Source organism: Novosphingobium rhizovicinum, assembly GCF_040813635.1.
Lineage (GTDB): Bacteria > Pseudomonadota > Alphaproteobacteria > Sphingomonadales > Sphingomonadaceae > Novosphingobium > Novosphingobium rhizovicinum.
In genome coordinates this window covers 96358-119947 of sequence record NZ_JBFNXR010000054.1, presented here as the reverse complement: position 1 = coordinate 119947, position 23590 = coordinate 96358, and the positions used below count along the sequence as shown (strand labels likewise).

At 63.2% G+C, this 23590-nt stretch carries 19 protein-coding genes, 1 tRNA gene and 1 pseudogene; 8 read left to right on the top strand and 13 right to left on the bottom strand.

Features of this window, described 5'->3' with window-relative positions; all coding sequences use genetic code 11:
* Positions 1-799: 799 nt before the first annotated feature.
* From ABUH87_RS17110 to ABUH87_RS17085, 6 genes are all read right to left on the bottom strand, one after another.
* A tRNA-Lys gene (locus ABUH87_RS17110) sits at positions 800-875 on the bottom strand.
* 112 nt (positions 876-987) lie between these two features.
* Entirely contained in the window at positions 988-2100 is a 1113-nt protein-coding gene (gene rodA, locus ABUH87_RS17105; protein WP_367775320.1) for a rod shape-determining protein RodA, read from the bottom strand.
* On the bottom strand, positions 2100-4169 hold the full coding sequence (gene mrdA / locus ABUH87_RS17100; protein WP_367775319.1) for a penicillin-binding protein 2: 2070 nt from the start codon (positions 4167-4169) through the stop codon (positions 2100-2102). Before mrdA ends, rodA begins: the two co-directional genes overlap by 1 nt.
* Complete coding sequence (gene mreD, locus ABUH87_RS17095) at positions 4166-4687, bottom strand: rod shape-determining protein MreD (protein WP_367775318.1); 522 nt, start codon at positions 4685-4687, stop codon at positions 4166-4168. The genes mrdA and mreD overlap by 4 nt, the downstream gene beginning before the upstream one ends.
* A 29-nt stretch (positions 4688-4716) precedes the next feature.
* The gene (locus ABUH87_RS17090) at positions 4717-5601 is read right to left on the bottom strand and encodes a rod shape-determining protein MreC (RefSeq protein WP_367775317.1); all 885 of its coding nucleotides are present in this window, start codon (positions 5599-5601) and stop codon (positions 4717-4719) included.
* An 80-nt stretch (positions 5602-5681) separates the two neighbouring features.
* The gene (locus tag ABUH87_RS17085; RefSeq protein ID WP_367775316.1) at positions 5682-6728 is read right to left on the bottom strand and encodes a rod shape-determining protein; all 1047 of its coding nucleotides are present in this window, start codon (positions 6726-6728) and stop codon (positions 5682-5684) included.
* A gap of 253 nt (positions 6729-6981) precedes the next feature.
* Here ABUH87_RS17085 and mutL point away from each other — a divergent pair, with 253 nt between their 5' ends.
* Both mutL and ABUH87_RS17075 read left to right on the top strand, forming a co-directional pair.
* On the top strand, positions 6982-8787 hold the full coding sequence (gene mutL, locus ABUH87_RS17080; protein WP_367775315.1) for a DNA mismatch repair endonuclease MutL: 1806 nt from the start codon (positions 6982-6984) through the stop codon (positions 8785-8787).
* Positions 8784-9308, top strand: a complete 525-nt coding sequence (locus ABUH87_RS17075) for a hypothetical protein (protein ID WP_367775314.1) — start codon at positions 8784-8786, stop codon at positions 9306-9308. Before mutL ends, ABUH87_RS17075 begins: the two co-directional genes overlap by 4 nt.
* Positions 9309-9315: 7 nt before the next feature.
* Here ABUH87_RS17075 and ychF read toward each other — a convergent pair whose 3' ends face one another.
* Positions 9316-10416, bottom strand: coding sequence for a redox-regulated ATPase YchF (gene ychF, locus ABUH87_RS17070; RefSeq protein WP_367775313.1), 1101 nt, complete (start codon positions 10414-10416; stop codon positions 9316-9318).
* A 118-nt stretch (positions 10417-10534) separates the two neighbouring features.
* Between ychF and ABUH87_RS17065 the strand changes: the two genes are divergently transcribed.
* Positions 10535-12049: a tetratricopeptide repeat protein gene (locus ABUH87_RS17065; protein WP_367775312.1), complete on the top strand. Its 1515-nt coding sequence runs from the start codon at positions 10535-10537 to the stop codon at positions 12047-12049.
* A gap of 61 nt (positions 12050-12110) precedes the next feature.
* Here the strand turns inward: ABUH87_RS17065 and ABUH87_RS17060 are convergent, their stop codons facing one another.
* From ABUH87_RS17060 to ABUH87_RS17040, 5 genes are all read right to left on the bottom strand, one after another.
* Positions 12111-12419 carry a PEP-CTERM sorting domain-containing protein gene (locus ABUH87_RS17060; RefSeq protein WP_367775311.1) on the bottom strand — a complete coding sequence of 103 codons (309 nt, stop codon included), beginning with the start codon at positions 12417-12419 and terminating at the stop codon, positions 12111-12113.
* Positions 12420-12567: 148 nt separating this feature from the next.
* On the bottom strand, positions 12568-13137 hold the full coding sequence (gene pth / locus ABUH87_RS17055) for an aminoacyl-tRNA hydrolase (RefSeq protein WP_367775310.1): 570 nt from the start codon (positions 13135-13137) through the stop codon (positions 12568-12570).
* 114 nt (positions 13138-13251) lie between these two features.
* Positions 13252-13872: a 50S ribosomal protein L25/general stress protein Ctc gene (locus ABUH87_RS17050; protein ID WP_367775309.1), complete on the bottom strand. Its 621-nt coding sequence runs from the start codon at positions 13870-13872 to the stop codon at positions 13252-13254.
* Positions 13873-14010: 138 nt separating this feature from the next.
* Positions 14011-14889 carry a TraB/GumN family protein gene (locus ABUH87_RS17045; protein ID WP_367775308.1) on the bottom strand — a complete coding sequence of 293 codons (879 nt, stop codon included), beginning with the start codon at positions 14887-14889 and terminating at the stop codon, positions 14011-14013.
* Entirely contained in the window at positions 14886-15803 is a 918-nt protein-coding gene (locus ABUH87_RS17040; protein ID WP_367775307.1) for a TraB/GumN family protein, read from the bottom strand. The genes ABUH87_RS17045 and ABUH87_RS17040 overlap by 4 nt, the downstream gene beginning before the upstream one ends.
* A 105-nt stretch (positions 15804-15908) precedes the next feature.
* Here ABUH87_RS17040 and ABUH87_RS17035 point away from each other — a divergent pair, with 105 nt between their 5' ends.
* The 3 genes from ABUH87_RS17035 to ppdK all read left to right on the top strand — a co-directional run bounded on the left by ABUH87_RS17035 (position 15909) and on the right by ppdK (position 21940).
* Positions 15909-16823 (top strand): glycine--tRNA ligase subunit alpha, encoded by a 915-nt coding sequence (locus ABUH87_RS17035; RefSeq protein WP_367775306.1) that lies wholly within the window; start codon positions 15909-15911, stop codon positions 16821-16823.
* Positions 16820-19144 carry a glycine--tRNA ligase subunit beta gene (gene glyS / locus ABUH87_RS17030; RefSeq protein ID WP_367775305.1) on the top strand — a complete coding sequence of 775 codons (2325 nt, stop codon included), beginning with the start codon at positions 16820-16822 and terminating at the stop codon, positions 19142-19144. Before ABUH87_RS17035 ends, glyS begins: the two co-directional genes overlap by 4 nt.
* Before the next feature lie 129 nt (positions 19145-19273).
* Positions 19274-21940 carry a pyruvate, phosphate dikinase gene (gene ppdK / locus ABUH87_RS17025; RefSeq protein ID WP_367775585.1) on the top strand — a complete coding sequence of 889 codons (2667 nt, stop codon included), beginning with the start codon at positions 19274-19276 and terminating at the stop codon, positions 21938-21940.
* Positions 21941-21970: 30 nt separating this feature from the next.
* Here ppdK and ABUH87_RS17020 read toward each other — a convergent pair whose 3' ends face one another.
* Positions 21971-22729 (bottom strand): methyltransferase domain-containing protein, encoded by a 759-nt coding sequence (locus ABUH87_RS17020; RefSeq protein WP_367775304.1) that lies wholly within the window; start codon positions 22727-22729, stop codon positions 21971-21973.
* A 116-nt stretch (positions 22730-22845) separates the two neighbouring features.
* Between ABUH87_RS17020 and ABUH87_RS17015 the strand changes: the two are divergent.
* Positions 22846-23010, top strand: a pseudogene (locus ABUH87_RS17015) (double zinc ribbon domain-containing protein); the annotation flags it as partial.
* Positions 23011-23145: 135 nt separating this feature from the next.
* Positions 23146-23556, top strand: a complete 411-nt coding sequence (locus ABUH87_RS17010; protein WP_367775584.1) for a ComF family protein — start codon at positions 23146-23148, stop codon at positions 23554-23556.
* The last annotated feature ends 34 nt before the right edge of the window (positions 23557-23590 follow it).

The following is a 23590-nucleotide window of genomic DNA, read 5'->3' as shown; positions in this document are numbered from 1 at the left end:
AGGCGAGTTCAACCGGGTGGGGGCGGAACATCCCTCGCGCGGCAATCGCCCGCTTTGTCTCCTCTACAGCGGGCCGGTAGCTTCGGATCGAAAGAGTGGATACCGTCCTCGGTGAGCGCCTTGAAGGGGCCGGCTGCGATCAGACATCGCAGGAAGCCTTCCGGCACCGTGGCGGCTTTCTCGTGAATTCGACGCCCCCGAACTCGAGGATGCGCTCGACAGCAACGAACAGGTAAAGCTTGCGCTCTTCAGTGCGGACCTCGACAATGTCGACGAGATAATCGCCGATGGGATACCTCGTGAACTTCCGTTTTTGCGATCCTCTCGCCTTCGATCTCCACCACGGCGTACTCGGTTCAGCGCGTCGTCTTTCCGTTCATGGAAAGATCTAGCCTGAGTGGCTGTGCATAGAAGAGCTTGGCACCTCAATCGAGTTCGGCTCGTACAAGGCAGAGGTCTTCCAGACGCGACTCCCAACACTTCTGCGATCCGCCTTTACGACTGCGCAGCCATCCGTTTGCCCGGACAGAGGGCCGGCTTGATCATCGACTCGAGCATCTCAGTCTGTTGGCTAGTTGATCGGATCCGAGCCACTCCTCCGAGACGGGCATCGTAGCGGGTCGTGAGGCATACGCCGTCAATTCCCAACGACGCGGAGGCATAACCTGTCAGTTCCTGAAGCCGAAGCTCAACATCAAGAGGGATGGATTGGATTGTCGGGGAATGGGAGCCGGTGGTTGCCGAAGCGGGCTCATGCCCTGACTTGACAACACCCGAACTCTCGGGAAAGTTTGGAAGGTGGTGGACGCACTTGGGCTCGAACCAAGGACCCGCTGATTAAGAGTCAGCTGCTCTACCAACTGAGCTATGCGTCCACACTGCCGTTCCGTACCGGCCGTTCTGGCCGCCCCGATTCGGCGGGGAGCCGTCCGTATAGCGGCTGCCGAAATGTTGGGAAGGGCTAATTTTAGATTTTTTTTGTCGCCCTCAACTGAGGCCGCGGGGGCGGCGTTGCCAGCGATTTACCGCGAGTATCGTTCCGACGCAGATCATGTTCGTCATCATGGAGGAGCCTCCGTGGCTCATGAAAGGCAAGGGGATCCCGACGACTGGCGCCAGCCCCATGACCATCATCAGATTGATGGCGATGTAGAAGAAGATCGTGGCGGTCATGCCCGCTGCCAGAAGCCGCGAGAAGCGGTCGGGAGCACCGCGAGCTACTTTCATCCCCCAGCTCAGCAGGATGGCGAAGACCAGCAGCACGAAGATCCCGCCCACCATTCCCCATTCCTCTGCCATTGTGGCGAAGACGAAGTCGGTGTGTGCCTCCGGCAGATAGTTGAGGTGGCTTTGCGAGCCGTTGCCAAAGCCTTTGCCGAACAGTCCGCCGGATCCGATCGCGATCTTGGATTGAGTGATGTGATAGCCCGTGCCCAACGGGTCACTTTCAGGATCGAGGAATGTCAGCACGCGGTTGCGTTGGTAGTCGTGGAGTAACGTAAAGAATGCGATGGGAGCTATGATCAGGGCCGCGGTGCCCGCACCAATGAACCAGATGAGCGGCAACCCGGCCAGGAACATGGTAACTGCGCCCCCGAAGCAAATGGCAAGCGCGGTACCGAGGTCGGGCTGGAGCATCACCAACGCTGCAGGTGTAGCAATTAGCCCTCCGGCCGCCACCAACCCTCGCCACGTCGCTGTGACGGGAGCGGGCAGCGTATCGTAGAAGCGCGCCAGAACGAGTACGATGCCGGGTTTCATAAGCTCTGAGGGCTGCAGCGTCATGAAGCCCAGGTTCAGCCAACGCTGACTGCCGCCTCCCACCGCGCCAAGCAACTCGACGAGCACCAGGAGTGCTAGAATGCCAGCGTAGGCCGGATATGCGAGAAGCTTGAACATCTCACGCGGGATCCGCGACAGGCCAATCGCGATGATGAGAAAGACGCCGAAGCGCAGCAGGTGACTAAGCGCATATGGCTGCATGTTGCCGCCGGCAGCAGAATACAGGACGGCGGCGCCTAGAACGACGAGACTCGTGAGCGGCAAAAGCACTCGCCACGGCTGCCGCGCGATAGTCTCCGGCACGATCAGGCGGTTCATCAATTGTCCTCGGGCGGCGCAATGTTGATGGTGGGAGCGGGGGCGGCTGCCGGATTGGAAGGCAGGGCGACCGGCTCTGGTGGCGGTGTCTGCGCACCCCTGAGGAACGGTTGGTCCTCTTCCCCTGCTCTTGCGGCCTGGCTTGCCCTCTCTTCTTCAGAAGGCGCTTTGGGGGCACCTTCGCCGAAGGTGGTGACGTAGGAGCGGTACTTGGCGTCAAGTCGCTCACGCGCAGTGCCGCCCCACTCCTTCTCATACCCGTGCAGCACTTCGACAGCCTTGTTCGGGTCGAAGAGGTAGGTCATCACGTCCCGCGCGATAGGGTAGGCGGAGCTTGAGCCCCCGCCGTGTTCGATCACCACCGCACAGGCGTAGCGTGGCTTGTCGAACGGCGCGTAGCAGATGAAGTGCCCGTGATCGCGGTACTTCCAAGGTCCTGTCTTACCGCTTGAAATGTGCAGGCCTACGACCTGCGCCGTGCCTGTCTTGCCGGCCAGCTTGACGTTGTCGATCGGCAGCGCTGCCCGTCCAGCCGTGCCCGGACCGTTAACAACGTCGGACATCGCCTGATGCACATAGTCGAGGTGCTCTTGCGGGATCCCGAGCCAGGCGGCCTGCTGAGGCTCGTCCGAATGGAGGAGGCGGGGCATCAGATTCCGGCCTGACGCGATACGGGAGGCCATAACCGCCTGCTGCAAGGGATTGACCAGGAAGTAGCCCTGACCGATCGTCGCATTCACCGTATCGAAAGCAGCCCAATCCTTGTTGTATTTACGCTTCTTCCAGGCAGGATCGGGAACCGTGCCGTAGGATTGCCCGACCACCGGGAGATCGAACTCCTGCCCCAGACCCAACCGCCTCGCCATTGCGGCGATCGGATCCATGCCGATCCGCTGTGCGAAATGGTAGAAGTAGACATCGCAACTCTGGTAGATGCCCTTGGCCATGTCGACCTGGCCGTGACCACGCCGGTTCCAGCAATGGAAGACGCGGTTACCCACCCGCAGTCCTCCGCCACAGAAGACGCTCTCTTTCGGATCTAGTCCGGCCTCCATGAAGGCGAGGGCGACCATCGGCTTCACCGTGGATCCAGGCGGATAGAGCCCACGCAGCACCTTGTTGCGCAACGGGACGTGATCGTCGTCCGCCAGCATCTTCCATTCGATGCGGCCAATGCCGTCGGAAAAGCTGTTCGGATCGTAGCTCGGCATCGAGGCCATGGCGAGCACATCGCCGTTGAGACAGTCCATCACCACGACTGCGCCCGATTCCAGCCCGATGCGGCGAGAGGCGTAGTCCTGCAAAGGGCCGTCGATCGTCAGCTTGATCGGTTTGCCCGGAACATCTTCACGGGTTTCAAGATCGCGCACGATCCGGCCCCTTGCCGTGACCTCCACCCTGCGGGCCCCGGGATAACCGCGAAGGCGATCCTCGAAGATCTTTTCGAGGCCATCCTTGCCGATCTTATAGCCCGGCGTGACCAGGAGGGGGTCGCGATCCTTTTCATATTCTTCAGCGGAAGCTGCGCCAACATAGCCGATCAGGTGACCGACAGAAGGTCCGCTGGGATAGTAACGGGAATATCCCCGTTGGGTTACGACACCCGGCAGCTCGGGAAGCCTTACGCTGACGGCAGCGAAGCTTTCCCAATCCAGGCCCGAGGCCACTTCGACAGGCGCGAACCCATGCGCCTTGTCCAGTTTGTCCTGCAGGTCCTGCAGGTCAACTGGCTTCATCCTGAGCAGCTTGGCCAGTTCGCCGATCGTCTGCGCCTGGTTGGTCATCCGCTCCGGCACGACGTCGACGCGGAAGTCCGCGCGATTGGAAGCAATGGGCGAACCATGCCGGTCCAGGATCCACCCGCGCCGGGGAGGGATGAGCGAGAGGTTGACCCGATTGCTTTCGGATTCCAGCTCGTACTTCTCGTTCTGCGCAATGGCGAGATAACCCATGCGGCTTGCGAGCAGCACGCCGATGCCGCCTTGAACGGCGCCGACGACCATGCTGCGCCGGTCGAAGCTGTTGCGCAGCGTCGCCATGCTGACATGGCGCGGACGTTTGAACTTCATCGGATTTCCCGAAACGGGGTCAGTCGGAGTCGATCTGCCAGCGCCACGAAGCGGCCGACGAGGGGATAAGCGAGTACGGAAATCACAATCTGGGGCCAGGTCACACGCAGGGGGGTTTGGGCATCACCAATGTTGGCAAGTACCAGTCCCGCGATAATATAGGCGATGATCAGCACGATCGCTACCAGCCATTCCGTCAGGAAGTTTCGCCAAGGGAGTCTGGCCTCAACCATGTCCAGCACGATCGCTGCGGCAGAGAAAAGCAGAACCGCAGATCCAAATGGCTGGCCGGAATAGAGGTCGTCGAACATGCCCAGCGGAAGGCCTGACCATACGGGTAGAAGCCCCGGCCGCAGTTGCCGCCAGGAAATGAACATGAGGAAGCCGAACGGCGGCACAAACGGCACGGAGGCAATCAGCGCGAGCCCCGGCAAGACCGAGGCGAGCATGACCGTGATCCAAGGGGTCCCCTGCGCGACCAGGCGGGAAGGCTCGCGGTTGATCCGCGGTCTTGGCATGCCGTCACGCGTGAACTGCGGCCAGAACCTCACTGATCTTCCGGGATGCTCACCGCCGGTGGCGGAGGCGCGGGCGTGAATGTCTGATCGACTGACACGTAATCCGCATCGGCTGGATTCGCGAGAACGTAGGCCACCGCACCATCGCGCAAGGTCTTGTGGACGACGGCAACAGGCGTGTTCGGTCTGTAAAGGCCGCCAGAACCCGAAGTGACGAAAACGTCGCCCTTGCGAAGGGGGTTCAAACCAAGGTTGATCAGGCGGATGCGGATCGTTCCATCGCCCGCGCCATGGGCGAAAGCGGGCACGCCATCGTTGGCTCTCCGGACGGGGACGAGGCTTTCCGTGTCGGTGACCAAGAGGACGCGTGCACTCGTCTGACCGACTTCAAGAACGCGCCCGAGCAAGCCCAGCGCCGAACGCACTGGCATGCCTTGCTCGACACCTTCGTCTCTCCCTGCCGCAAGGGTGGCGAACCGCCGGGTGCTCGCGGCGGTCGAACTCGTGAGGCTGGTTACGGTAACCGGTTCAGGGGCGACCTGTGTCAGGCCGAGAAGCGCTTTCAATCGGCGGTTTTCAAGCTCGATCGCACGCGCTTCCACCAGCCGCACCTTGGCCACGGCAAGCTCGCGCTCCAGCTTGGCATGCTCGCTCCCAGCCTTGAGATAACCCGCGATTGAGGCGAAAAAGTCCTTGGTGGCGGAACGGCCAGTGGATGTGGCGCGACCCGCCGGTTCGACTGCATCAGCCGCGACGGCCCGGAACCCGGAGAAGAGGCTCGGCTGGACGAAGGAGGCAACAAGCAGAACGATGCCCAGAATCATTCCCGCGACACCGGCGGAATAGCTGAAGAACGTGGTGTACTGCGCCCTGCGGGAATAGCCTGAGCGCCGATTGGCAGGCGGCGCCATCATCGTCTCTCCTTTTTCGGCGCGCAGTGCGTTCGCGCGCTTCTGAAGCAACCGGAGCCGAAGCGGCTCCGGAGCGCATCCGCTCAGGCAGTCATCAGTACGCCGCGATAAATTGGGTCTTCCATGGCCCGGCCGGTGCCGAGCGCTACGCAGGAAAGCGGATCCTCTGCCACGCTGACGGGCAGGCCGGTTTCCTCGCGCAGGTACTCGTCGAGTCCCTGGATCAGAGCACCGCCGCCGGTCAGAACAATGCCCTGATCGACGATATCGGCGGCAAGCTCAGGCGCAGTGTTCTCCAGAGCAATCCGAACGCCCTCGATGATGGCTCCGATCGGCTCTGACAGCGCTTCGGCGACATTGGCCTGGCTGATGGTGATTTCCTTGGGCACGCCGTTCACGAGGTCGCGACCCTTGATGTGGATCGTCTCACCCACACCGTCGGCAGGCATGACCGCGATGCCGTAATCCTTCTTGATCCGCTCGGCTGTGGCTTCACCGATCAGCAGGTTATGGTGTCGGCGCACGTAGGAGACGATTGCCTCGTCCATCTTGTCGCCGCCTACGCGGACCGAGGTCGTGTATGCCAGGCCCCGCAGAGAGAGCACTGCCACCTCGGTGGTGCCGCCGCCGATGTCGACCACCATCGAACCGACCGGTTCCGTAACAGGCATGTCGGCGCCGATTGCGGCAGCCATGGGCTCGAGGATGAGGTAGACTTGGCTGGCGCCCGCGTTGCTTGCCGCGTCCCTGATCGCGCGACGCTCGACCGAGGTCGAACCCGAAGGGACGCAGATCACGATTTCGGGATACCGGAACAGGTGCTTCTTGCCGTGGACCTTGCGGATGAAGTGCTTGATCATCTCTTCCGCAATCTCGATGTCGGCAATCACGCCGTCCCGAAGAGGGCGGATCGCCTCGATATTGTCAGGCGTCTTGCCCATCATCATCTTGGCGTCGTCACCAACTGCCTTGACCTTCTTCACACCGTGCAGCGTCTCGATCGCGACCACGGACGGTTCGTTCAATACGATTCCGCGATCCTGTACATAAACGAGCGTATTCGCGGTGCCGAGATCGATAGCCATGTTCTGCGAACCGAACTTGAAGAATCGCGACATCAACGTGGCCATTTAGAAATCCGTGGTATTCTGCCGCTTGTCCGCAGCGTGGAATGCGGAAAGCAATCAGGCGGTGGTGAGGAAGGCGGTCCCTTAGCTCATGCTAACCAGAAACGCCAAAATTTTGTGTCGAAACTTGTGATCATCCGTTGAGCCCTGTCTCGAAACTACGGCACTTCGTCGCTACACGGAAGCTCCAGCGCAAGAGACATACCGCAGGCGTGCATCCGCTCGCGGACCAGAACCAGCGCATCGCAGGAGCCGCATGCCCGAAATCCGTCGCCTTCCGGACGATCTCGTCAACCGCATCGCAGCTGGCGAGGTCGTGGAGCGTCCAGCCTCAGCACTGAAGGAACTGGTCGAGAACGCTGTCGACGCGGGATCACGGAATATCTCGGTACGGCTCGTCTCCGGCGGCCTCGACCTGATCGAGGTAACCGATGACGGCTGCGGAATGTCTGCATCCGAGATTGCCCTTGCGCTTGAACGCCACGCCACTTCGAAACTCCCGGACGAACGCATCGAGATGGTTGCTACGCTGGGCTTCCGGGGCGAGGCGTTGCCTTCGATCGCGAGTGTCGCGCGAGTTACGATTGAAAGCCGCAGCCGTACCATTGATGAGGGGTGGCGGCGGATCGTGGACCATGGGGCGGTCGCTGCCGACGGTCCGGTGGCTCTGCCTCCGGGAACCCGCATCCGGGTGGAAGATCTGTTTGGACGGATACCGGCGCGCCGGAAGTTCCTGCGCAGTCCGCGAGCCGAATATGCAGCCTGTCTGGACGTCGTTCGCCGCTTGGCGATGGCTCGGCCGGAGATCGGCTTCGTGCTGGAGCATGATGGTCGCCGGACTATTGCGACTCAGCCGGACGAGCCGCTCGCGGCGCGCGTGGCAAGGCTCGTCGCCCGCGAACTTGCCGAAGACGGCGTCCTTATCGAGGCTGAACGTGGAGCGGCCCGGCTCACCGGAGTGGCGGGCCTTCCCACCTTCAACCGGGGAGTTGCTGACCACCAATACCTTTTCGTCAACGGTCGCCCGGTAAAGGACCGGTTGCTGATTGGCGCGGTGCGCGGCGCCTATGCCGACATGCTCGCACGTGACAGGCATGCAGTACTCGCCCTGTTTCTGGAGATCCCGCCGGAAGATGTCGACGTCAACGTGCATCCAGCAAAGACGGAAGTACGCTTCCGGGATCCTGCTTTCGTGCGAGGGTTCATAGTCGGCGCCCTGCGGCATGCGCTGGAAGGGCAGGGGCAGCGAAGTGCGCAAGCGCCCGCAGCAGGCGCAATGGCGGCCTGGCAGGTGGAGCCCGCCGCCGCCGCTCCCCAACCGCCGTCGTTGCAGTCGCTCTTTGCCAGGCAGCACGGCGCACCGGCGAGTGGCGTACGGGAGTCCGGAGCTGTCTGGCGCTCACACGAAGACGCCGTCCTGGCGCCTCCCTCGGGACGGGCCGAGGCAACGCAGGAGACAGAGGCCACCGTGCCCTCCGAGTATCCCTTGGGTGTGGCACGAGGTCAGGTTTCGGGCACCTACATCGTCGCCGAGGCAGAGGACGGGCTCGTCATCGTCGATCAGCATGCTGCGCACGAACGTCTGGTGCTGGAAAGGTTAAAGGCTGCCGGAGCGGAAGACGCCATGATCCGCAGCCAGGCTTTGCTGCTGCCCGAGGTGGTGGAACTCGAAGAGACTGATTGCGACCGGTTGGAGGAGAAGGCGGAAGAACTCGCTCGCTTCGGGCTGGTATTGGAGCGGTTCGGGCCGACCGCGATGTTGGTTCGCGCTGTTCCCTCGGTACTCGGAAAGACAGATGCGAATGCTCTTGTACGCGACATCGCCGATGACCTTGCCCGCCACGGCGATGCGCTGTTGTTAGGGGAGAAGCTGGATCTGGTGTTGGCGACCATGGCTTGCCACGGTTCGGTGCGCGCGGGCCGCGCGCTCACCGTTGCCGAGATGAACGCTCTTCTGCGGGAAATGGAGCGCACCCCGCGTTCCGGGCAATGCAACCATGGGCGACCCACATGGGTTAAGCTTGCCCATCAGGACATAGAGAAGTTGTTCGGGCGGAAATGATGAAGAAGGCCACGGGGTTGCTTCTGGGACTTGCGGCGATCAGCGGCTGCGCGAACGACGAAGCTTCCCGGCGAGATCCGGCAAAAGACGCCCAGGATGTGGCGATGGTGGAACGACTCAGCCGGGCTCCGTTCCGGCCGATCCGGCCGGAGCCGCTAACAGGCGAAGACATCGACCGTTACGATCTCGCGCGGGACGGATGCATGTTCAGGCCGGGCAGCGACGCGAAGGAAGCGCCCGTGTTTGTCGCGCAGAAGGATCGGGGATATCTCAAGATCGACGGTCGGTTGCAGCCGCTCGCGGTCAAGAGCGGCAGCTCTGAGCTCCCGTCGGGGGCACATTCTACTTACGTTGGAACTGAGAATTGGGTCGAACTGGTAGCGCAGGCTACCAGCGAAGGGCGGGGTGCTGGCGGAAAGGGGTCATGGCCAAGTCGCCTCATCATCCACGACGCCAACGAGCGCATCGCTTTCGATGCGCCCGGGCACGTCAGCTGTCGAGGTTCCGATTCCGGGGCTTGATGTCGCGTCAGACGTTGAACTTGAAGTGCATCACGTCCCCGTCGTGGACGATATACTCCTTGCCTTCCTGACGCAGTTTGCCTGCCTCGCGAGCCGCCGCTTCGCCTCCCAGTGTGACGAAGTCGTCGAAGGCGATGGTTTCTGCCCGAATGAAGCCCCGCTGCATGTCGGAATGGATCTCGCCTGCCGCCTCAGGGGCTTTCGCGCCCTTGTGGACAGTCCATGCACGTGCCTCCTTGGGGCCGACCGTGAAGAAGGTCAGCAAGTCGAGCAAGTCGTAGCCGGCCCGGATGATCCGCGCCAAGCCCGTTTCGTGCAGACCCATTTCTTCCAGGAACGCGAGCCTTTCTTCGGAGTCCATCCCAATCAGTTCAGCTTCGATCGCTGCAGAAACTATGACCGCGCTGGCTCCTTCGGCAGCGGCCTTTTCGAACACGCGAGCTGAGAAAGCGTTGCCTTCGGCGGCGGCTTCTTCCTCGACGTTGCAGACGTAGAGAACCGGTTTGGCGGTAAGCAGCTGCGCTTGGCGGAAGACCCGTGCCTCTTCCTCGTCCCTGGGTTCGGTCAGGCGGGCCGGCTTGCCGTCGCGAAGGAGTTCGAGCGCCTGGCCGAGTACGCTCGCCGTGACCTTCATTTCCTTGTCGCCCTGAGCCGCCTTCTTCTGTGCCGCAGGAACGCGCTTTTCGAGGCTTTCGAGGTCTGCAAGCAGCAGTTCGGTTTCGACTGTCTCGGCATCGGCAAGCGGATCGACGCGATTGTCGACGTGCTGGATGTCATCGTTCTCGAAGCAACGCAGGACATGAATAATCGCGTCTACCTCGCGGATGTTGCCCAGGAACTGGTTGCCCAGACCTTCACCCTTGGAGGCCCCGCGAACAAGGCCGGCGATATCGACAAACGAAAGCTGCGTCGGAATGGTCTTCGCCGACTTGGCTATCGCTGCCAGTTTATCGAGCCGGGGGTCGGGAACTCCCACCTGTCCCACGTTCGGCTCGATGGTGCAGAAAGGATAGTTCGCCGCCTGCGCCGCCTGCGTCTCGGTCAGCGCATTGAACAGGGTCGATTTGCCGACATTCGGCAGCCCGACGATCCCGCAACGAAAACCCATGTCAATCTCCGGAAAATGCAATCGCGGGCCCATAGCGGCCGCAGCGCCGCTTGGCCAGTTCGCGTGATGCCCAGGGCTTCACTGAAACTTCAGATGTACGGCGGTAGCAGGCATCACGATGAGGAGATTGTGTGCGGTATTCGTGCCGGCCGTTTTGCTGACGCTGGCTGCTTGCGGTGATTCACCGGCCGGAGGTCTGGCGGATGCGCGGTCTTCATTCGAGCGAGCGGACTACCATGCGGCTCGTGCCGCGCTTGTGAGCGCGCTGCGTGAAGAGCCGCAAAATGCGGAGATGCTGGCATTGCTTGCCCGTACCCAGCTGCGGCTCCGGGACCAGGAGGGCGCCGAGCAAACGATTGCAGAGTTAGATGGCAAGATCGCAGCCGATGAGCTTGCTCGCCTCGGTGCGGAGCTGCGCTTGCAGCAGGGGCGTGCACCGGAAGCCCTCGCGATGCTTAACGTCGATGACGGCTCGCCAGCCGCGTGGCGCCTCCGGGCGGCGGCTCTGCGCGAACTGGGGAGTCATGCCGATGTCGATGAGGCTTTTGCCCGCGGTATGGCAGCCGGGCACGACGTGCACCTTGCCGCCGACTTCACGCGCTACCTTCTTGAGAATGGTGCGCTTGCTCAGGCCGCTGACGTGCACCAGTCGATGCGCAGCTTCGCGCCTGAGGCTTTCGAAACACTGATGCTGCAAGGCGATCTTGCCGTGGCGCGGGGCCATTCACCTGACGCGATTGCGGCATATCGCCTGGCGATAAAGGCTTTTCCGCATCGGCATGAGCCGTTGCTTGCCTTGGCCTCCCAGCTCAAGGGAGAGCGCACCGATGAGGCGCTGGAACTGCTGAAGCAAGCGTCAGGCTTGACTGGCGGCTCCCCCGAAATCTTTGAAGCGCAGATCGCACTCCACGCTGCGCGCGGTGACTGGGACAAGGTGCGGGCTGCAATTCAGGGCCAGGCGAGCATGCTCGATCCGACTTCTGCACTCGCGCTGACTTACGGGGAGGCGCTGTTGCAATTGGGGCAGCCAGAACAGGCGCGAGCGCTTTTCACCCGCGCACGACTGCTGCGTCCGGGCGACCCTTATACGGGGTACATGCTAGGGAGAGCGCAACTGGCGACAGGCGATCCCGCGGCAGCGTGGGCAACGCTTGCTCCGCTGGCCGCGACCGTCCTCGCCCCAGAGGAAGTGCTTCAGGCCGCGGCTCGCGCCGGGGCGGCAATCGGTCACCCGGACACCGAGCTACTTCGGGCGCGGCTGGAGCCGCGACGGTTGCGGAAGCACATGGCCCTGGTCAACAAGGCACAGGAGGCTCTTGATCGGAAGGAGTGGCTTGCCGCCCGCTCGTTGCTGCTGACGTTGGCTGGAGCCAATGACGACCCTGAGGTGCTGATGCGGCTGGCTTTGGCATCGAGCCAAGCGGGGCGAGACGCGGAGGCGATCGCGTTTGCGGATCGCGCCGTCGCCTTGCGGCCTGACGATGCGGAATGCCTGCACACGGCCGGCATGGCCCGGTTCGAGGCAGGAGACCTGCAGGGCGCACGTGCGTTACTGAAGCGAGCGGTGGATGCTGATCCTCGCAACCAGAACATCCGTCGGGATCTCGACAGGCTGCGTCTACCTGCTGCCTAGAATGCAGATGTAGGCGGACAAGCGGGCCGCCGCGCCAGATCGCACGGACGGCCCATGTGCCTCAGTCCTTGCGCGACTTCTTGCGACGCACCACCGCGAGGCCAACGAGACCCGCACCCATCAGTCCAAGCATGCCCGGCTCGGGAACTTTCGTGCCGCCGGAAGTTCCGCCGCTGGAAGTGTGGCCGCCCGAGCTGCCGCCGCTGGAGGTGTGCCCACCCGAAGTGCTTCCGCCCGAGCTGCTGCCGCCGCATGACTTGCCCCACCAGCAGCCGGGCTTATGGCCACCCCAGGTGGCATGTGCCGGCGCTGTGAACGACATCGCGAGACCGGCGGCCAGAGATGCGGTGAGAAGTGCTTTGCGGATCATCGGTATTCCCCTGTTTGCTGCGGACGATTGGTTTACCGCCAGGTTCGCAAGGGGCGTGCCAAATCAGGGATCGCGCTCGACACGGTGGTTAATGGACTGAGTGCCATGTCTCGGCTGTCAAGCATCCCGACACCTTCGGGAGGGAGAGTCAGGGTTGCTGACGTAGCGCCACGTCATTCATGAAGCGTGTGTCGTCGCCGTTCGCCAACCACGCCGCCTCTGCCGCAACGGCGCCCAGCATGTCTGCAAGCGAGTCCATCTCGGTTTTGGCGTAGTTGCCAAGCACGTGGCCGGTCACGCGGTCCTTATGGCCCGGATGGCCAATGCCCAGCCGGATCCGGCGAAAGTCGGCGCCCAAGTGCTGGTCGATGGAGCGCAGGCCGTTGTGTCCTGCCGTTCCGCCGCCACGCTTCACTTTGACCTTGAATGGGGCGAGGTCGAGTTCGTCATGGAAGACCGTCAAGGCTTCAAGCCCGAGCTTGTAAAAGCGCATCGCCTCGCCGACGGCGCGCCCGCTCTCGTTCATGAAAGTCGCAGGCTTGAGCAGGAGAATCTTCTCACCGCCAATCCGGCCTTCCTGCAGCCAGCCCTGAAACTTCTTCTGCACAGGGCCGAAGCCATGCACCTCGGCAATCGTGTCCGTGGCCATGAAACCAACATTGTGCCGGTGCATGGCATATTGAGCGCCGGGATTGCCGAGACCAACCCACAACTGCATAAAAATGTCCCCTCCCGCTTACGGGAGGGGCCGGGGGTGAGCCCGTCAGTGACAGTGCCCCTCCGGCCCACCCCATCCCCTCCTGCGAACAGGAGGGGCATATCGGCCGCTGGATTACTCCGCGGTTTCTGCCTCTGCAGCCGCTTCCTCGCCTTCGGCCTTCTTCAGCGCCGAAGGAGCCACGATCGTGGCAATGGTGAAGTCGCGGTCGGTGATCGCACTTGCCGAACCCTGCGGCAGCTTCACGCTGCTGATGTGGATCGAATCGCCAACGTCAGCGCCGGTGACATCGATCTGGATCTCGTCAGGAATGCGGTTCGCGTCGCAAACCAGCTCCAGCTCGTGGCGGACCACGTTGAGCACGCCACCGCGCTTCAGGCCAGGCGAGGCCTCTTCGTTGGTGAAGACGACGGGCACGTTGACGTGCACGGTCGCGTTGGCAGCCAGACGCAGGAAGTCCACGTGGAGCGGACGGTCAGTGACCGGGTGGAAGGCAACATCCTTCGGCAGCGTACGCAGCTTCTTACCGCCAACTTCGATCTCAACGATCGAGTTCATGAAGTGACCGGTGCCGAGGAGGCGGATCAACTCCTTGCCCTCGACATGGATCGACAGCGGTTCTTCCTTGTTGCCGTAAACAACGGCGGGGACGCGGCCTTCGCGACGCAGGGCTCGGGAGGCTCCCTTGCCAGCCCGATCACGCGTCTCGGCCGGCAGGTTCAGCGTATCGCTCATGATAACGTGCCTTTCGAAATCGTATAGAAAACAAGGATGGCGCCGCTCACCGGCGCATCCTTTTCCCGCCACGCCTCCAGGGATGACCATGGCCGGGAAGCGCGCGCCCTTAGCGGCAACCGCGCTCGAAAGCAAGGCTTAGGGCAGGCGGGTCACGGTGTAGCCAGCTTGTTGCAAGAGGGCGATCAACCCGTCCGGGCCGACCATGTGTGCGGCTCCAACGGCCACGAAGGGAGGCTGCCCCTTGTTCATCTCGGCCACGATCCGCCCCGCCCAGCGCAAGTTCCGGTCCGTGAACAAGGCATCGCGCAGTTCGGGGTCGGCAAGCAGGCCGGTGCGGGTTTCTGCCTCGATCCGGGCGACGTCGCCCTGGCGCCAGGACTCGAGCAGGTGTTCATCCTCCCCGCTGACGACCTCGGCGTCGCTGAGAACCGCGGAAAGCAGTTCGCGCTGCTCGCTTTCAGGAAGGGAATCGAAGATCGATAGCTGCGTTGTCGCGCCCTCGAGCTCGACGATCGGTTTGTTCCCTGCAGCGGCTATCACCGCGCGGTCTATGCCGTTCCGCCCTTCGTTGCTGTCTGCCGGGCGCGCGAGCATCAGGGCGATGGCCCAGGTTTCCACGTCCCGAAGATCGCGTTCCTTGATCCCGCGCTCCTTCATCAGGCCGCGAAGCGCCTCCTGCCGCTCGGGCGGCACGCGGCTTGAAACGGCGGGAAGGCCTTTGCTGCGGGACAGAGAGGCAAAGACCTGCGCAACGGCCGCATCGTCACCCACATTGGCCAGCTCGACGACGACCACGCCAGCACGGGTGAGTGCTTCGTCGATTGCCTCGGTGCGCCAGTCCAGTGGCCGCGGCGCAGCATGGATCGTGCCGAACAGCCAGGCTTCTTCCCCTCTGGAGCCGGTGACGTGCCAGATTGCGGGATCAGCCTCCAGCGGCTCGCGCTTGCATCCGGCGAGGGCAAGCGAGGCCGCAAGCACAAGAGTCGCGCCACGCATGAAGGGCAGGCGCATCATTGTACGCGAACAGCCCTGATCTGCCGTGCGGCCAATTGCGTCTGTACGCTCTGCTTGCCGGCGAGGTGCCCCGCTCCCACAGCGACAAAGACTGTCCCCGGCTGCTGGAGCCGCTCGTGGATCCAGCTGGCCCAGGCTTTGTTGCGGTCGACCAACAGGACTTTCATCAGGAGCGGATCGCTCTCTTCCTCGTTCATCAGCCGCGCCAGATCGTCGGCCTCGCCGGCCTTCCACGCGCTTATCATGCGGCGCACCTCTGTTCGAAGGTCGGGGAAGGTCTCCAGCACTTCGGCAAGGTAAGTGACCTGCGTTTCCTGTGGAAGCGTGTCGAAGAGTTTGAGCTGCGCCTCGGGTGTCTCCAGCCCGATATGCGGCATGTTTCTCGCCTTTGCCTGGCTGACAAGAAGCGCCTCTGCCCCGTTCACCGTTCCATAGCCGTCCTTGATGAGCGGCAGGGTGGAAAGCGCGACAGCGGCATACCAGGGATCATTCGCATCCAGTGCCCCTGCAGGAAGCCCCACCTCATTCATCGCTTGCTCGTAGGCCTTGCGCACTTCGGGAGGGAGTTGCTCGCGAAGATTACGCGGCGGATCGGAAAGCGCGATACGGCCCACCGCTGCCGTAACTGTGGGGTCGCTTGCTTCCACGATCTCCGTCACCAGGGTGTCCGAGGCCTCGAAGGCTTTGGCAACAGGGCCTGCGTACCAGTCTATTCCAGCAGGCAGGATATGGATCGTGCCGAAGAGCCAGATGGTCGTGTCTTCGTCCGCAACCTTCCAGAGTGCAGGCGTCGCGGCCTGAACAGCCGGAGTGCTGGGAGCGGGAGGGGCAGAAGTCTGGCCCGGCGCAGCACAGGACGTGAGCAGGAGCAGGAACGGCGCGAATAGCCAGGTAAGGCGGCGGCAGCGGATCATACTGAGCCTTATAGGCGCTGTGCCGCGCACGTCGACGCACGATTGCGCGCTGACTAGCGACTGCATTGTTGACCCGTTCCCGGCCATCCGCCAAAGCGCCGAGCCATGACGACTGCCCTGTCCAGCACCGCGCAACCTCTCAGTTTTCAGGACATGATCCTGACGCTCCACTCGTTCTGGAGCACGCAAGGATGCTTGATCCTCCAGCCTTACGACATGCGCATGGGAGCGGGCACCTTTCACCCGGCCACGACGCTGCGGGCACTTGGCCCGGAGCCGTGGAAGGCGGCTTACGTTCAGCCCTCCCGCCGGCCGACGGATGGCCGCTATGGCGAAAACCCGAACCGGCTGCAGCACTATTACCAGTATCAGGTGATCCTGAAGCCGAACCCCGCGAACCTGCAGGAGCTTTACCTCGCCAGTCTCGCCGCGATCGGGATCGATCCCTTGGCGCATGACATCCGCTTCGTGGAGGATGACTGGGAAAGCCCGACGCTGGGCGCCTGGGGGCTGGGCTGGGAAGTCTGGTGCGACGGCATGGAGGTGACGCAGTTCACCTACTTCCAGCAGGTCGGCGGGTTTGACTGCAAGCCCGTCGCGGGCGAGCTGACTTACGGGCTGGAGCGTCTGGCGATGTACATTCAGGGCGTTGACCGTGTGTATGATCTGCGGTTCAACAACGAAGGTGTGTCGTACGGTGACGTGTTCCTTGCCAACGAGCAGGAGATGTCGAAGTACAACTTCGAAGTCGCCGATACCGAGCAGCTCTTTGCGGGCTTCCGCCACGCAGAGGCCGAAGCGATGCGCTGCATCGAAGCGGGCGTGCCTCTGGCCGCTTACGATCAGGCGATCGAGGCCAGCCACTTGTTCAACCTGCTTCAGGCGCGCGGCGTGATTTCCGTGCAGGAGCGGGCCAGCTACATCGGCCGTGTGCGCGATCTGGCGAAAGGCAGCTGCGAGGCGTGGATCCGCAAGAACGAAGCTCGCTGGGCCAGCGAATACGCGGGGTGGAGCGCATGACCGACTTTCTGCTTGAACTCCGCTCGGAGGAAATTCCCGCCCGCATGCAGGCGGGCGCCCGCGCCGACCTGGAAAAGCTGTTTCGCAAGGAACTCGCTGCCGCGGGGGTGGAGCCGGGCGCGGTTACCGTCTGGTCGACGCCGCGCCGTCTTGCTCTGATCGCGCGCGATCTGCCCGAAGCCACGCAGCCGGTGCGTGAGGAGACCAAGGGGCCGGCACTCGGCGCGCCTGCGCAGGCGCTGGAAGGCTTCCTGCGCAAGACTGGCCTCACGCAGGACCAGCTTGAGGTCCGCGATCTGAAGGGCAAGGAGACTTACTTCGCCGTCGTGGAGAAGCCCGGCCGTTCCGTCGCGCAGGTTCTTGCCGAGGCGATTCCCGCCATCGTCCGCGCATTTCCGTGGCCAAAATCCATGCGCTGGGGCGCAGCGTCGCTCAGCACCGAAAGCACGCGCTGGGTTCGTCCCCTGTCAGGGATCGTCGCGATCTTTGGGGAGGAACTGGTGCCTTGCGAGGCGGGCGGCGTTCAGAGTGGCTACGCAACGGTCGGCCACCGTTTCCACCATCCCGGCCCGATCACCATCGGCGGCGCACATGATTATGCCGAAAAGCTGCGCGCCTGCCATGTCATCGTGAATCACGAGGAGCGGCAGGACATCGTGCGCATCGGCGCTGCCGAAGCGGCGACGCTCGCTGGCTTGAAGCTGGTTGAGGATGAGGGACTGGTGATCGAAAACGCCGGCCTGACTGAATGGCCGGTGCCGCTGCTCGGTCGGTTTGACGAGGCGTTTCTTGAGGTGCCGCCTGAAGTCATTCAGCTAACCGCCCGTGTGAACCAGAAATACTTCGTCTGCGAGCAGAACGGCAAGCTCGCCAACGCTTTCGTCTGCACTGCCAACATTGAGGCGTCGGACGGTGGCGAGGCGATTGTCGCTGGCAACCGCAAGGTACTCGCCGCGCGCTTGTCCGACGCGCGCTTCTTCTGGGATACCGACCGCAAGACCACGCTGGGCGAACAAGCGAAGAAGCTGGAGCGGATCACCTTCCACGAGAAGCTGGGCACCGTCGCCGACAAAGTCGAGCGCGTGGCCAAGCTGGCCGAGTGGCTGGCGAGCGAAGGTATCGTGCCGAACTGCGATCCGGCTCTGGCGCGACGGGCGGCGGAGCTGTGCAAGGCCGACCTCGTCACCGAGATGGTCGGCGAGTTCCCCGAGCTTCAGGGCCTCATGGGCGGCTACTACGCCCGTGCCGAGGGTCTGCCGGACGCGGTGGCCGACGCCATCCGCGACCACTACAAACCGGTCGGGCAAGGCGACGAAGTGCCGTCCGCACCCGTGACGGTGGCGGTGTCGCTGGCGGACAAGTTAGACACCTTGGCCGCCTTCTTCCTCATCAACGAGAAGCCGACTGGCTCTAAAGATCCGTTCGCTCTTCGGCGGGCGGGCATCAGCATAGCTGCATTGATAATCCGAAATCGCTTGCGAGTTCCGCTGAGTTCCGCGGTCATGCAAGCCATGTTCGGGTCGCTTGGACGTGTCTATAAAGCGGAGGTCGCGGCACAACTCAAGGAGCTTGAGCCTGCGCTCAGAGCCGTCTCCAAGACCTCGCTCAGCGCGGCGGTACTGCGTGACGTCTTTCCGCCGGTGGGTCTTCCGACTGACGTCAACGCGCAGGTTCCGGTTGAGCAGCGTGATCGGGACAACGCGGCCACCCTTTTCGATATCGTCCTGTTCCTCCTCGAACGCCTCAAGGTCCAACAACGCGAAGCCGGCGTCCGCCACGACTTGATCGACGCGGTTTTCGCGCTCGGCGGCGAGGACGATCTTGTTCGCCTGCTAGCCCGCGTTCACGCGCTCCAGGCGTTCGTCGGCACCGAGGACGGCGCCAACTTGCTCGCAGGCTACAAGCGCGCCGCCAACATCCTCAAGAAGGAGGATTGGCAGGGTCTCGAGGGAGAGATCGCCCGCACCGGGGAAGAGGACCCGCTCGCCCTTGTCGACGACCCCGATCTCGCGCCGGTGATCGCGGCGAAGATGGCCGAGCGCCATCAGGCCGAGCGCGGCTATACGACCGAACCTGCCGAGCAGGCGCTCATCGAAGCACTGGAAGTGGCGGCTCCACAGGCCGAGCAGGCGGTGGCGGCGGAAGATTTCGCCGGAGCGATGGCCGCTTTGGCTTCGCTCAGGGCCCCGATCGACGCATTCTTCGACGCGGTTACAGTCAACGACGCCGATCCCGCCAAACGGCACGCGCGCCTTGCACTGCTTGATCAATTCCGTGCTGCAGTGCACAATGTTGCCGACTTCTCGCGCATCGAGGGCTGAATACCAGGCGCGAATTCGTAGCTGCGATTGAATGCCGAAGTAGCAAGCTGGAACGACTTAGAGCTTGTCTCGCTTCTACATTCCCCGCAGGTGACCAGAAGGAAGACGCAAGCAGTGAGCACTGAAACCATGGTCAAGCAGGTCTACACCTTCGGCGGCGGCGTAAAGCACTCCGATCCTCGCTCACGCGACAAGGTGATTTGCGGCGGCAAGGGCGCCAACCTTGCCGAGATGGCCGGGATCGGCCTGCCGGTGCCTCCAGGTTTCACCATTACCACTGAAGAATGCGTGAAGTACCTGGCCGAAGGTGCCGAGTTCTCTGACCAGTTGCGCGCCGACGTGGCTGAGGCGCTGACCCACATCGAGAAGACCGTTGGCAAGTCGTTCGGCGATGCTTCGGACCCGTTGCTGGTTTCCGTGCGCTCGGGCGCGCGCGTCTCGATGCCTGGCATGATGGACACGGTGCTGAACCTCGGCCTCAATGACGAAACGGTGCAGGGCCTCGTTTCTGCCTCGGGTGACGAGCGTTTCGCATGGGACAGCTATCGCCGCTTCATCCAGATGTACTCGGACGTTGTGCTCGGCGTGGAGCATCATCTGTTCGAGGAAGCACTGGAGATTGCCAAGGAGGACAACGGCTACGTCAATGACGTGGAGCTCTCCGCATCCGACTGGCAGAAGATCGTCAAGGAATACAAGGCGATCGTCGAGAAGGAACTCGACAAGCCGTTTCCGCAGGACGTGCAGGAGCAGCTCTGGGGCGCAATCCGGGCCGTATTCGACAGCTGGGATTCGGACCGCGCGAAGGTCTACCGCCGCCTCAACGACATTCCCGGCGGCTGGGGCACTGCCGTCAACGTGCAGGCAATGGTCTTCGGCAACATGGGCGATACCTCGGCCACGGGCGTTGCCTTCACCCGCGATCCCGCGACGGGTGAGAAGGCGTACTACGGCGAATGGCTGGTCAATGCGCAAGGCGAGGACGTCGTGGCCGGTATCCGCACGCCGCAGTACCTGACCAAGGCTGCGCGCGAGCGCGCCGGAGCCAAGCCGCTCTCGATGGAAGAGGCCATGCCCGAGGCCTACCAGCAGCTCGCCGACGTCTTCGAGCTGCTCGAGAAGCACTACAAGGACATGCAGGACATCGAGTTCACCGTTGAGCGCGGGAAACTGTGGATGCTGCAGACCCGCTCGGGCAAGCGCACTGCCAAGGCGGCACTCAAGATGGCCGTCGACATGGTTGCTGAAGGGCTGATCGACGAAAAGACCGCCATCCTGCGCGTCGATCCGATGGCGCTCGACCAGCTGCTGCACCCGACGCTGGACCCGAATGCGGCCCGCGACGTGCTGGGCAAGGGACTGCCCGCATCGCCAGGCGCCGCATCTGGCGCAATCGTGCTCGATGCCGACACGGCCGAGAAGCGGGCCGAAATGGGTGAGGCCGTGATCCTCGTTCGGGTGGAAACCTCGCCGGAGGATATCCACGGCATGCACGCAGCCAAGGGCATTCTCACTGCGCGCGGCGGGATGACCAGCCACGCGGCGGTGGTGGCGCGCGGGATGGGCCGTTGCTGCGTCTCCGGTGCGTCGGGTGTCTCCATCGACATGAAGAGCCGCACGCTTCGGATCGGCAACCGGGAGCTGAAGGAGGGTGATGTCATCACCCTTGATGGCTCCACGGGCGACATCATGGCCGGCGAAGTGCCGACCGTTGAACCAGAACTCGCCGGCGACTTCGCCGAGCTCATGATCTGGGCGGACAAGCACCGTCGCATGAAGGTGCGCACCAACGCCGAGACGCCCGCCGACTGCAAGATGGCGCGTCAGTTCGGCGCTGAGGGTATCGGCCTCTGCCGGACCGAGCACATGTTCTTCGACGCCTCGCGCATCTCGGCGGTTCGCCAGATGATCCTTGCAGAGGATGAAGCGGGCCGCCGCGCCGCGCTCGAAAAGCTGCTGCCAGAGCAGCGCGATGACTTCGCGCAGATCTTCATGGTCATGGCCGGTCTGCCGGTGACGATCCGTCTGCTCGATCCGCCGCTGCACGAATTCCTCCCGCAAGGCGATGCCGAGTTCGCGGAGCTGTCGGAGACGATCGGCATCGGTGTCGACACGCTCAAGCGGCGCGCAGACGAGTTGCACGAGATGAACCCGATGCTCGGCCACCGCGGTTGCCGCCTGGGCATTACATTCCCCGAGATTTACGAGATGCAGGCCCGCGCCATCTTCGAGGCGGCTTGCGAGGTGGCGGAGCGCCTGGGCGATGCGCCTGTGCCCGAAGTGATGATCCCGCTCGTCGCGACCAAGCGCGAACTTGCGATCCTCAGGAAGCTTGTGGACGATACCGCCGCCAAGGTGTTAGCGGAGAAGGGGCGTTCGCTCGACTACATGGTCGGCACGATGATCGAGCTCCCCCGCGCCGCGCTGATGGCCGGTGAGATCGCGGAGGAGGCCAAGTTCTTCTCGTTCGGCACCAACGACCTGACGCAGACTACGTTGGGCGTCTCACGCGACGATGCGGCGCGGTTCCTCTCGCCCTACGTCGAGAAGGGGATCTACGCACGCGATCCATTCGTCAGCCTCGACATCGAAGGCGTGGGGCAGCTTGTCCAGCTTGGTGCCGACCGCGGACGCGCGACCCGCGCCGATCTCAAGCTCGGCATCTGCGGTGAGCATGGTGGCGACCCGGCCTCGATCGCGTTCTGCGAGAAGGTGGGGCTGGACTATGTCAGCGCCTCACCCTTCCGCGTGCCCATCGCCCGCCTTGCTGCAGCGCAGGCGGCCCTTGCCGGATAGCTTGGTGCTTGGGCTGGCCTCGCAAGCGCGCTAGCGTCGCCAGCCCGAAAGCGTGAGAATCTCGAAACGCTCGACTGTACGGCCGTCTTTTGAGGCTGCCGAGAACGCATCGATGGCTCTCTCAAGCGCCGCCTTGCCGAGGGGCGGGCCGGCGTCGGCAAGAACGTTCGTAAGGCCCTGTGCCCGCAAATCGGCTATCTCGCGCCCGAAAGAGCGGAACGCCACGGCAAGATGGCGAGCGTCAGCCACGGGATCGGTAAACCCTGTGCGCTGGAGAAGCTGCGCTCCCGCGCGGACGTCGACGAGAGGGTGGATCCGAGCTGCGGGACGATCCGCGTCAGCGGCCAACATGACGCTGCGGAGTACGGGCAGGCTTCCCGCTGCAGGGAAACTTGCGATGAAGAGGCCGCCTGGTTCCAGGGCTTGCCGGCAATGAATCAGCGCGCCTGGCAGATCATTGACAGTGTCCAGCGTCCCAAGGCTCGCCACGAGGTCAAACCCCGAAAACGGATAGGGCGCCTCTTCCTGAAACCCCAGCGCTGGCTCTACTGTGGTCACTTGGGCGCCGGTGGCCTCAAGTGCCGCCTGCAAGGAGCCGTGGATGTCTCCTACGAGAAGGGCCCGCTGCGGTCGGTGCCTCAGAAAGGCGAGTCTTTCCACCACGTCCTCGATCATGTCGTCCAGCAGATAACGCGGCGCGTCGGGTGCTTGCTGGAGGTTCAACATGCGCCGGCGTACGGCAGCTCTTCGGTCAGGCGCGAAGATACGGGGAGGGGTCTCGGGAGGCATGTCGTTTCCTGCCCAACCGCCCGGCCAAGCGCAACCTTCTCGCAGTCTTCCTTGGAGGTACGTGTCGGTTGGTCTAGCGTCGCACGGTGTCTTTGCTCGCCTCGCTCCAGCCTCTCATGGACTTCGTTTTTCCCCCACGATGTCCGCTCTGCCGGGAGGCGGTGGGCCAACAAGGTGGGCTCTGCGGGGGCTGCTGGAGCGAACTGGCCATTCCGGGGGAGCCTTGCTGCCAGAGTTGTGGGCGGCCATTCGGCGAGAGTATGCTGCAAGGCGCGACTTGCGCTCCGTGCCTTGGTGACCCGCCCAAGCATGATGGCATCGCGGCTGCCACCTTGTACAACGACGCGTCGCGTACGCTGGTTCTAGCCTTCAAGCATGGGAGCCGCCTCGGCCTCGCGCCGCTGATGGCTCGGTTGATGGCGGCGAAGCTTCCCGATGGCGTGGATGATTGGCTGATCGTTCCCGTGCCTCTTCACCGCTGGCGGCTCTGGCGGCGGGGCTATAATCAGGCCGCGGTGCTGGCACGGGAACTTGCCCGCACAACGGGGGCGCAGCTGGCGGTGGATGCTCTGGAGAGGCGCAGAGCGACGGCAAGTCTGGGTGGCCTTGGCCGCCGTGCGCGAAAGCGGGAGCTTGCAGGCGCTATTCAGGTCTCGTCGCGAGCGCGGGCTCAGGTCCGCGGACGCAAGGTGCTCCTCGTCGATGATGTACTGACCAGCGGAGCTACCAGCGACATATGCGTGAGCGTGCTGCATCGGGCAGGCGCCGAGAAGGTTATCATTTCCTGTTTTGCGCGCGTACTGGACGAGGCGCTCGATCTGACATGACGCTACAACGAAAACGCCCGAGACACATGGCCTC